Source organism: Pseudomonas sp. HAR-UPW-AIA-41 (assembly GCF_002304225.1).
Classification (GTDB): Bacteria; Pseudomonadota; Gammaproteobacteria; order Pseudomonadales; family Pseudomonadaceae; genus Aquipseudomonas.
The window spans coordinates 93,319-102,456 of sequence record NZ_NSLB01000009.1 but is presented as its reverse complement, the minus strand read 5'-3'; the positions used below and the strand labels follow the sequence as shown (position 1 = coordinate 102,456).

Genomic DNA, 9,138 nt, shown 5'->3' with positions numbered 1-9,138 from the left:
CTGTTACTGGCCGAAGCTCAGGGCAGCCAGTGGCAGCCCGTGCGCCAGGCCGTATTGCCCAGTCAGGCGTTCGCCAGCCTGCAGGAGTTGCTGGCGCAGCCGATGAACTCAAGGCGCTGCTGCCCGAGGAGGCGCGCACCCTGCACCGTCTGCTCGGCAGTCGCGGCGACTCGCCGGCGGTGCGTCACCACGCGGCCAACCCGCTGCCGCTGGACGTGCTGGTGGTGGACGAAGCCTCGATGGTCGACCTGGCGCTGATGGCCAAGCTGCTCGACGCGCTGCCGCCCTCAGCCCGGCTGATCCTGCTGGGGGATAAGGACCAGCTCTGCGCGGTGGAGGCCGGCGCGGTGTTCGCCGAGCTGTGCGAGGGGCGCGGCTTCGATGCCCAGGCCGCCGCCGAGATCGAACAACTGACTGGCCAACCGGTGCCAACCGGCACACCGACCTCGCAGCTGGGCGATGCCGTGGTACTGCTGACTCACAGCCACCGTTTTGCCGGCGACAGCGGCATCGGCGAACTGGCCCGGCGCATCAACGCGGGCGATGCAGCGGGTACTCTGGCCCTGCTGCAGGAAGCGCGCGCCGACCTGATCTGGCACGCCGAGCCGCAGCCAAACGATCTGCAGCGCCGGCTACTGGACGGCTACGCGCCCTACCTCGCCGCCGCCGGCACGGGCGATCCGGCCCTCGCCTTTGCCGCCTTCAACGCCTTCCGCGTGCTGACCGCTCAGCGCGAGGGCACCTGGGGTGTGGCCGGGCTCAACGAGGCGCTGGAAGCACGCTTTCGCCGTCAGCCGGGCGAGCGCTGGTATGCCGGCCGCGCGGTGATGGTGCGGCAGAACGACTACGCCCTCGGCCTGTTCAATGGCGATATCGGCCTGTGCCTGAATACGCCCAGTGGCCTGCGTGTGTTCTTCGAGGCCGAGACGGGCTTCCGCCCCTTCGCCCCGGCTCGTCTGCCCAGCCACGACAGCGCCTTTGCCATGACCGTGCACAAGAGCCAGGGCTCAGAGTTCGCTCAAGTACTGCTGGTTTTGCCGGAAACACCCAGCCCGCTGCTGACCCGCAGCCTGTTCTACACCGGCATCACCCGCGCCAAGCAGCAGGTGGAAATCTGGGGCCTGCCCGCCCGTCTGCTGGAAGCGGTCAACACCCGCGCCGAGCGCGCCGCCGGTCTGGCCGAGCGACTGGCCAGATCAGATGTACTCCCAGCGGCCCAATCACCATCAGTCGAAATCGACAAGGCGGGACAGTTGGGTTTGTTTGACTGATCAGGTGCTCTGCCAAACCGGCAACTATGCTGGAGGCAGAAACACTGCCACGAGAGCCACATGCTGCAACGTCAGATACTGCTGTGCCTGCTTTTGGTCTGCGCGCTAGAGATTCAGGCCGGCGATTTACACCTGGTGACCGGCGACGACTACGCCCCTTTTACCGGCCGCCACTTACCCGGCGGCGGGCTGCTGACTCAGGTGGTCGTGGCAGCCTTGGCCGAGGAGCAGCAAACGGCCAGGCTGGACTGGCGGCCCTGGATGAGGGGCTACAGGATGGCCCAGGCTGCCGAGTACGACGGCACCTTTCCCTACATCCGGACACCGGAACGGGAAGCCGATTTTCTCTACTCGGAGCCGCTCTACCGGGTGCAGCAGCATATCTTCAGTCGTAGTGACGAAACCTACGAGCCTGAGCAGTTGTCTGCCCTGCGCGGCAAGCGCTTCTGCTACCCCCTCGGCTGGCAGCCGCCGAAAGCCCTGCAGGAAATGGTCGAGCGCGGCGAGCTGACCCGCCATGAACCCAGCGGGCTGGATGAGTGCGCACGCCTGTTGCTACTGCGACGGGATGACTTCTTCGTCGCCGATGCCCGCCTGGGTGAAACCTCATTGCAACTGAGCGGCGCTGCCCGCGACCAGTTTCATCGCTCTGAAGGTATTTTCCCCAGCAATGCCCTGCATCTGCTGATCCCCCGCCGCCACCCCCAGGCTCATGTGCTGCTGAATGAGTTCAACCGGGGTCTGGCTTCACTGCACAGCAGTGGCCGCTACCAGAAGCTGCTCGAGCAGTTCGTCCAGTAGGCGATTGCCCAGACAGCAGAAAGCCCGCACAAGGCGGGCTTTCCGGTACAGCACAGTCGGCTTAGGCGCGCTTGGCGGCCTGCTCGCGACAGGCCTGGCCGAAGGCCTGGAAGATCTTCACCGAGTCGGGGTTCTCCGCCGCCTGCCACTCCGGGTGCCACTGCACTGCCAGGGTGAACTGCGGCAGCGCCGGCATGTGAATGGCTTCGATCAGGCCGTCTTCGGCATAGGCCAGCGGCTCAACGCCTTCGCCTAGCTTGTCCAGACCCTGGCCATGCAGCGAGTTGACCTGAATCTCGTCGCCCACCAGCTGCTGCAGCCAGCTGCCATCGACCGGACGCACGCCATGCACCTGGGCGTACTGCACGTCGACCGGATCATCGCTGTCTTCGCGATGATCGTTGTAGCCGTCGAGGCTGTAGACCTTCTGGTGGATGGTGCCGCCGAGGGCCACGTTGATTTCCTGCATGCCACGGCAGATGGCGAAGATCGGCAGACCGCGCTCGATGGCCTTGCGGATCAGCGGCAGGTCAAAGAGATCACGGTTCTTGTCCTGGCCCTTGTCCGGAGTGAGGTTTTCCTGACCGTAGAGGGCCGGATCGATGTTGCTGCCGGCACCGGTGAGGTAGATGCCATCGACCATGTCGAGGTACTGGTCGACATCGTCCGGGCCGCAGCAGGTGGGCGCCAGCAGCGGTACGCAGCCGGAGAGCTCCACCAGGGGCACGATGTATTTGTGGGTCATGACCTGATAGTCGTGACCTTTGCGCTCCTGATGTCCCATGGACATGAGCACAACGGGTTTACGCGGAGTGTTCGGGGTATTGCCAGTCTTGTTGTTGGACATACGTCACCTTGAGGCAGGTCTGACCTGCCGTTGCTTGGCAGGAAGGGCCATCGGCGTGGCACTGCTTCCTGTTTATTGCGGGTTCCGCCTGTCCAGGCGGCAGACCTGGAGTCTGGAGCCTGAAGTGTGAAGAGAGTCGCTGCCGGGTGGTCTGCAACGGCATTCAGCCGGACCACACGCGGGATTGGGCGGCGCGAAAGCCTGCCCGCGACGGCTCTCTGGCAGTCGGAACCGTGGAGGCAGTGTGGCTTTGGCCGTAAAAAATGTCAAACAAGCCAAGGCTTAATGTCGGAAAATCCGACCACCAGCCTGCGCCGGAAAGGGCCAAAAAACCGTTCAAACGCCCGTTTCATGGCGCTTGAGCGGAGCAGGCAGGCCGCAGAGGCAGTCCAATATTTTTAACGGCAGAAGGCAGAGCAGGCGGCGGCCGTGAGGGCCGCCACGCGGGGCGGGCTCAGTCGAGCTTGAGCACCTTGGCCAGAATGATCTTCGGCCCTTTCATCTTCTTGACGATAATGCGCAGGCCCTCGGCCTCCAGCACCTCTTCCTCTTCCGGCAGGCGGTTAAGGCTGTCGTAGACCAGTCCGGCGAGGGTCTCGGCCTCGATGTGGTCGAGGTCGATGCCGAGCAGTCGCTCGATCTTGAACAGCGGTGTATCGCCACGCACCAGCAGGCGGCCCGGCTGGTAGGCCAGTACGCCGCGCTCGGCCTTGCGGTGCTCGTCCTGAATGTCGCCGACCAGCACCTCAAGCACGTCTTCCATGGTCAGGTAGCCGATGACCTTGTGGTCGGCCTCCTCGACCAGCGCGAAGTGCGAGCCACCCTGACGGAACTGCTCAAGCAGCTGGGCCAGCGGCAAGTTCTTCGACACCCGCTCCAGCGGATAGGTCAGTTCGGACAGGTCGAACGACTCTGGCATGCTCTCCAGCGCCGACAGCGCCAGCAGCAGGTCCTTGATGTGCAGCAGGCCGACGAACTCTTCCTTGCGGCTGTCGTACACCGGGTAACGGCTGTACTTGTGCCGGCGGATCACGGCGAGGATGTCGGCCAGCGGCAGATCGTGCTCGAGGCTGACGAGGTCCTCGCGGGAGTTGGCCCAGTCGACCACTTCCAGCTCGCCCAGCTCCACCGCCGAGGCGACCACGCGCAGGCCCTGGCTGTCGTCATTTTCCTGAGCGCGGCTGGAGTGAAGGATCAGCTTCAACTCGTCGCGGCTATAGCTGTGCTCGTGATGCCCGCCCGGCTCACCCTGACCGGCCATGCGCAGGATGGCGTTGGCGCTGGCGTTGAGCAGGTAGATGGCCGGATACATCAGCCAGTAGAACAGGTACAGCGGCGCGGCGGTCCACAGCGACAGCAACTCGGGTTTGCGGATCGCCCACGACTTGGGCGCCAGCTCGCCGACCACGATATGCAGATAGGAAATGATGAAGAACGCGGTGAAGAAGGAGATGCCATGCACCAGCTTGGGCGACTCGATGCCCAGGTAGCCGAGCAGCGGCGTCAGCAGTTCGGCGAAGGCCGGCTCACCCACCCAGCCCAGGCCGAGCGAAGCCAGGGTGATGCCCAGCTGGCAGGCCGAAAGGTAGGCATCCAGCTGACGGTGAACGGTGCGCAGGATATGACCGCGCCAGCCATGCTGGCCGGCAATTTCCGCCACTTTGGTGGCGCGCAACTTGACCATGGCGAACTCGGCGGCGACGAAAAAGCCGTTGAGCAACACCAGGAACAGTGCGAAGAAAACCAGGCCAAGATCGGCGAACAGCGTGGATGTTTCGAGCGTGGGGGAAGGATCCATAAGGCTTTGCGTTTGTGAAAGACCGGCTAAGGGTGAGGGTTAGGGCCGTGCTTTGCAAGGTTGCAGGCCCTGTGACTACAGCACTCAGCGCAGTTCGGTGGTGGCTGCCGGGAGGAAATGGCAACTGAACAGGCTGCCATGACCGAGGCTGCTGCTGATCTCCAGGGTACCGCGATGGCGCAGCAGCACATGCTTGACGATCGCCAGGCCGAGACCCGTGCCTCCGGTGGAGGAGGCACGACTGGCATCAACCCGGTAGAAGCGCTCGGTCAGACGCGGAATATGCCGCGCCTCGATACCAATGCCGCTGTCCTGCACCGCCACATGGACACCCTGAGCATCCTGCCAGGCGCGGATGCACACACTGCTGCCATCCGGGCTGTATTTCACCGCATTGAACGCCAGATTGGAGAAGGCACTGCGCAGCTCCGACTCGCTGCCACGCAGGCTCAGGCCCGGCTCGACCTCCAGACTGATCTGATGCTGACGACTGGCCGAGAGGGCAATGGCGTCGTTGCGGATACTCGTCAGCAAAGGCTCAAGCGCAATGGGCAGGCTGTCCGAGGGATAGTCGGTGGCCTCCAGCTTGGCCAGCAGCAGCAGGTCATTGAGCAGGTTCTGCATGCGCACGGCCTGCTGTTGCATCTGTTGCAGCGGACGCAGCCAGCGCGGATTCACCCCTTCGGCGTTGTCGGCGAGGGTTTCCAGATAACCGGTGATCACCGTCAGGGGGGTGCGCAGCTCGTGGGACACGTTGGCGACGAAGTCCTTGCGCATCTGTTCCAGCTGATGCACGCGGGTCACGTCACGCACCAGCATCAGGTGCTCGCGGTTGCCATACAGGGTGATCTGGATCTGCAGGCGCATGCGCTCGTTGATCGGCGAAGGCAGCTCCAGCGGCTCGCTGTAGTTCTCTTCGGCAAAGTATTCCTTGAAGCGCGGATGACGCACGAGGTTGCTGATGGGCTGACCACTGTCCTGGGGTGTCTTCAGACCCAAGAGCTGCTCGGCGGCGATGTTCCACCATTCCAGGTTGCCATCGCTGTCGAGCATGATGATGGCGTCGCGCAGGGCCGCGGTGGACTCCTGCACACGGTCGATCACCGCCTGCAGGCGCCCACGGGCACGCTGATCGCGGCGCTGCAGGTGATAGATACTGTCGAACACCTCGCCCCATAGGCCATGACCATCGGGCGGCGGCTCATCGGCCTGCTTGCGCTGCAGCCATTCCTGCAGGCGCAACAATTGCCAGAGAGTCCAGCCCAGATAACCGGCCAGACCGACGACCAGCGCCCAGGCGTACTGGCCGCTGAGCACACCGGCCAGCAGACACACACCGAGCAAAAGAAGCAGGCGACGCACCAGGCCGCCACGCCATTGTTGTTTCACGCTGAATCCTTGTTGCAGTCCACCACCGGTCCTGGCGCCTGGCATCAAAGCACGAAGCGCAGGAACGGAACGGCTGAAGAACGCAGTTTACAGGGTGCTGATCATCCTCGCCCGGCGTCAGCAGTAACCACCTGAGACCCAAGTGCGCCCCGTGGCGGAGCCTCAGGCCTTGGTGGAGAAACGATAGCCGGTGCCGCGCACCGTCTGCACCAGATTCTCGTAGGCCTCGCCGAGGGCCTTGCGCAGCCGGCGGATATGCACGTCGACCGTGCGCTCCTCAACATAGACGTTGCCGCCCCACACCTGATCGAGCAGCTGACCTCGGGTATAGGCGCGCTCCTGGTGGGTCATGAAAAACTGCAGCAGGCGGTATTCGGTGGGCCCCATGTCGGCGGGCTTGCCGTCGATGGTGACGCGGTGGCTGATCGGATCAAGCAGCAGGCCACCGACTTCGATCGGCGTTTCATTGTCGCTGGCACCGGCGCGGCGCAGCACGGCCTTGAGGCGGGCCACCAGCTCACGCGGCGAAAACGGCTTGGTGATGTAGTCGTCGGCACCGACTTCCAGGCCCTGGATCTTGTTGTCCTCTTCACCCTTGGCGGTGAGCATGATGATCGGCGTGTCGGCGGTCAGCTCGTCGCGCTTGAGGCGGCGGGCCAGTTCGATGCCAGAAGTACCGGGCAGCATCCAGTCGAGGAGGATCAGGTCGGGCTGGCGGTCGACGATCAGCGCGTGAGCCTGCTGGGCGTTGTCCGCCTCCAGGCAGTCATAGCCGGCCATTTCCAGGGCGACGGCAATCATTTCACGAATCGGTGCTTCGTCATCAACGATCAGGATGGACTTACCAACCATGGCGGGACCTCAGGGAACTGTCGGTTACTGCGCCGCATTAGATAACGGAATTATTGCAGGGTTGTGACAGCCTGTACGCCCCGCCCGGCGCCTCAGAACCTGCTCAAAGTGTGCGAGCTAGAGCCAGGCAAGGCGAAATTGGGCGAAGAAGCGCAGTTTACGAGTTGTAAATGAGCATTCTGAGCCCGATTTCAACGCAGCATGGCCGACGCGCAGCAGACTTTGAACCGTTACTCAGCGCAGGGCGTAGTCGGCAATCAGCCCCAGCAGGATCAGCAGGCCGGCCCAGTGGTTGTGCAGGAACGCCGCGAAGCAACTGGCCGCGTCACGCTGACGGGTGCTGACAAACTCCCAGAGGAAGCAGGCCGCAGCGCCCGCCAGGCCCAGATAGAAGCACAGACCCAGGCCGAACTTGCTGCCGGCCAGCAGCAGACAGACCAGCGCCAGGCCCTGCAGGGTGAGGATGATGACGCGGTCGGCGTCACCAAACAGGATAGCGGTGGATTTGACCCCGATCTTCAGGTCGTCCTCGCGGTCGGCCATGGCGTAGTAGGTGTCGTAGGCCACCGTCCACAGCAGATTCGCCACATACAGCAGCCAGGCCTCGGGCGGCACCGAGCCGGTTTCCGCCATAAAGGCCATCGGCATGCCCCAGGAATAGGCAGCACCCAGCACCACCTGCGGGTAGTAGGTGTGCCGCTTCATGAACGGGTAGCAGGCCGCCAGCGCCGCGCCGCCGAAGGACAGCCAGACGGTATTGGCATTGGTGAACAGCACCAGCACGAAGCTCAGGCCGACCAGTACGGCAAACAGCACCAGCGCCTCGCACGGCCTGACCCGGCCACTCACCAGCGGGCGGTGCTGGGTGCGGCTGACGTGGCCATCGAAATGGCGATCGGCAAAGTCGTTGATGGCGCAGCCCGCCGAACGCATGAGGATCACCCCCAGCGTGAAGATCAGCAGATTGCCCAGTGACGGCACACCCTCCGCCGCGACCCACAGCGCCCACAGGGTCGGCCACAGCAACAGGTAGATGCCGATCGGCCGGTCCAGGCGCATCAGGTGGATAAAGGCTTCGGCGCGGGGGTGCAGGCGCGCGACACTGGCCAGGGCTTTCTGGTACATGCGGGGCTCCGTCGGGGTTGCGCCGATTATAGAGTCAGGCCGGCTTGACGTTGCCACAGGGCAGGCAGAAAGACCTCCGCCACCAGCAGGCCCAACTGCTCTCGGCGGAAGCAGGAACGCCGCGCCCACAGCGCCTCAGCCCGCACGGCCTCCGGCAGCCACCCGGCCGGGTAGTGGCAGACCTGCAGCTGACCACGGGTAAAGGCGCTGTCGCTGAACAGCAACTCGCCGAGCGAACGACTGCCGAGGGTGCGCAGATCAAAGCCGGATGCTTCCAGCGCCGGGCGCGCGGCCACGCTGCGGGCAAACACCCAGGGCTGACCGCCACCCTGCAGATACACCTCGCGCACCCAGCCTTCGGTGCCCGCAGGGACGCCAAGGGCCTCGCACTCATCGTCACGCAGAACCTGCCAGCCCTGCTGCAGCGGCTGCACGGCAAACTCCCCCACAGCCAGCGTCGTCAGACGGCGGGTCAGCGACCCCTGATCGAACAGCCAGTCATGCTGCAGCGCGCTGGGCAGCACCTGCAATTGCTCGGCATTCAGCCAGCACGGGGAATAGGCAAGGTCAGCGTTGGGCACGAATCACGCCAGTCGAGAAAAAACGGGGCGGGCAGCTTATCATGTTTGCCTGCCGGCCCCTGCCACCCCCGACTTAGGGATGGCGGTTCGGCGAGCACTTGCGTCCGCCGTGGCGCATCAGTACAACGCGCAGTGCGCGGTAGTCCGACAATCCAGTGCCGGCGTAAGCAAGCCTGAACCGAGGTAGTAGTTGATGAAGAAGTGGCAGTGTGTGGTGTGTGGTCTGGTGTATGACGAAGCCAAGGGCTGGCCGGATGACGGCATCGCCGCCGGTACCCGCTGGGAAGATGTGCCGGCCGACTGGCTGTGCCCGGATTGCGGCGTCGGCAAGGCCGACTTCGAGATGATCGAAATCGCCTGATCCGCGACTGCTGACAACCCGGCGCCCGTTCGGCGCGCCGGGCATCTGCGTGGCGGTGCTGTTCTCCGCCTCACCGGCGTCCCGCGACGCCCATCCCTGAATCTCTGAATCCC

At 64.2% G+C, this 9,138-nt stretch carries 9 protein-coding genes; 3 read left to right on the top strand and 6 right to left on the bottom strand.

The window, feature by feature from the left end; translation table 11 throughout:
• Both recD and CK486_RS15495 read left to right on the top strand, forming a co-directional pair.
• Positions 1–1,271 (top strand): exodeoxyribonuclease V subunit alpha (recD, locus tag CK486_RS15500; RefSeq protein ID WP_095941219.1); only part of this gene is annotated, 1,271 nt, incomplete at its 5' end.
• 60 nt (positions 1,272–1,331) lie between these two features.
• Positions 1,332–2,072, top strand: a complete 741-nt coding sequence (locus tag CK486_RS15495) for an ABC transporter substrate-binding protein (protein ID WP_095941215.1) — start codon at positions 1,332–1,334, stop codon at positions 2,070–2,072.
• A 61-nt stretch (positions 2,073–2,133) separates the two neighbouring features.
• Here the strand turns inward: CK486_RS15495 and CK486_RS15490 are convergent, their stop codons facing one another.
• From CK486_RS15490 to CK486_RS15465, 6 genes are all read right to left on the bottom strand, one after another.
• Positions 2,134–2,919, bottom strand: coding sequence for a gamma-glutamyl-gamma-aminobutyrate hydrolase family protein (locus tag CK486_RS15490; RefSeq protein ID WP_095941214.1), 786 nt, complete (start codon positions 2,917–2,919; stop codon positions 2,134–2,136).
• Positions 2,920–3,373: 454 nt separating this feature from the next.
• A complete protein-coding gene (locus CK486_RS15485; RefSeq protein WP_095941213.1) occupies positions 3,374–4,717 on the bottom strand; it encodes a hemolysin family protein in 1,344 nt (447 codons plus the stop codon).
• Positions 4,718–4,801: 84 nt separating this feature from the next.
• Positions 4,802–6,106 carry a phosphate regulon sensor histidine kinase PhoR gene (gene phoR, locus CK486_RS15480; RefSeq protein ID WP_256574437.1) on the bottom strand — a complete coding sequence of 435 codons (1,305 nt, stop codon included), beginning with the start codon at positions 6,104–6,106 and terminating at the stop codon, positions 4,802–4,804.
• Positions 6,107–6,268: 162 nt separating this feature from the next.
• Positions 6,269–6,958 (bottom strand): phosphate regulon transcriptional regulator PhoB, encoded by a 690-nt coding sequence (gene phoB / locus CK486_RS15475; protein WP_095941211.1) that lies wholly within the window; start codon positions 6,956–6,958, stop codon positions 6,269–6,271.
• A gap of 234 nt (positions 6,959–7,192) precedes the next feature.
• Complete coding sequence (gene ubiA, locus CK486_RS15470) at positions 7,193–8,083, bottom strand: 4-hydroxybenzoate octaprenyltransferase (protein ID WP_095941210.1); 891 nt, start codon at positions 8,081–8,083, stop codon at positions 7,193–7,195.
• Between the two features lie 26 nt (positions 8,084–8,109).
• Positions 8,110–8,664, bottom strand: a complete 555-nt coding sequence (locus tag CK486_RS15465; RefSeq protein ID WP_095941209.1) for a chorismate lyase — start codon at positions 8,662–8,664, stop codon at positions 8,110–8,112.
• A 193-nt stretch (positions 8,665–8,857) separates the two neighbouring features.
• Between CK486_RS15465 and CK486_RS15460 the strand changes: the two genes are divergently transcribed.
• Complete coding sequence (locus CK486_RS15460) at positions 8,858–9,025, top strand: rubredoxin (RefSeq protein ID WP_095941208.1); 168 nt, start codon at positions 8,858–8,860, stop codon at positions 9,023–9,025.
• Positions 9,026–9,138: the final 113 nt, after the last annotated feature.

Excerpts from the sequence above, each read along its gene's own strand:
- CK486_RS15460 (WP_095941208.1), top strand. The coding sequence starts at position 8,858 with ATGAAGAAGTGGCAGTGTGTGGTGTGTGGTCTGGTGTATGACGAAGCC.
- CK486_RS15495 (WP_095941215.1), top strand. The coding sequence starts at position 1,332 with ATGCTGCAACGTCAGATACTGCTGTGCCTGCTTTTGGTCTGCGCGCTA.
- phoB (WP_095941211.1), bottom strand. The coding sequence starts at position 6,958 with ATGGTTGGTAAGTCCATCCTGATCGTTGATGACGAAGCACCGATTCGT.
- CK486_RS15485 (WP_095941213.1), bottom strand. The coding sequence starts at position 4,717 with ATGGATCCTTCCCCCACGCTCGAAACATCCACGCTGTTCGCCGATCTT.
- CK486_RS15490 (WP_095941214.1), bottom strand. The coding sequence starts at position 2,919 with ATGTCCAACAACAAGACTGGCAATACCCCGAACACTCCGCGTAAACCC.
- ubiA (WP_095941210.1), bottom strand. The coding sequence starts at position 8,083 with ATGTACCAGAAAGCCCTGGCCAGTGTCGCGCGCCTGCACCCCCGCGCC.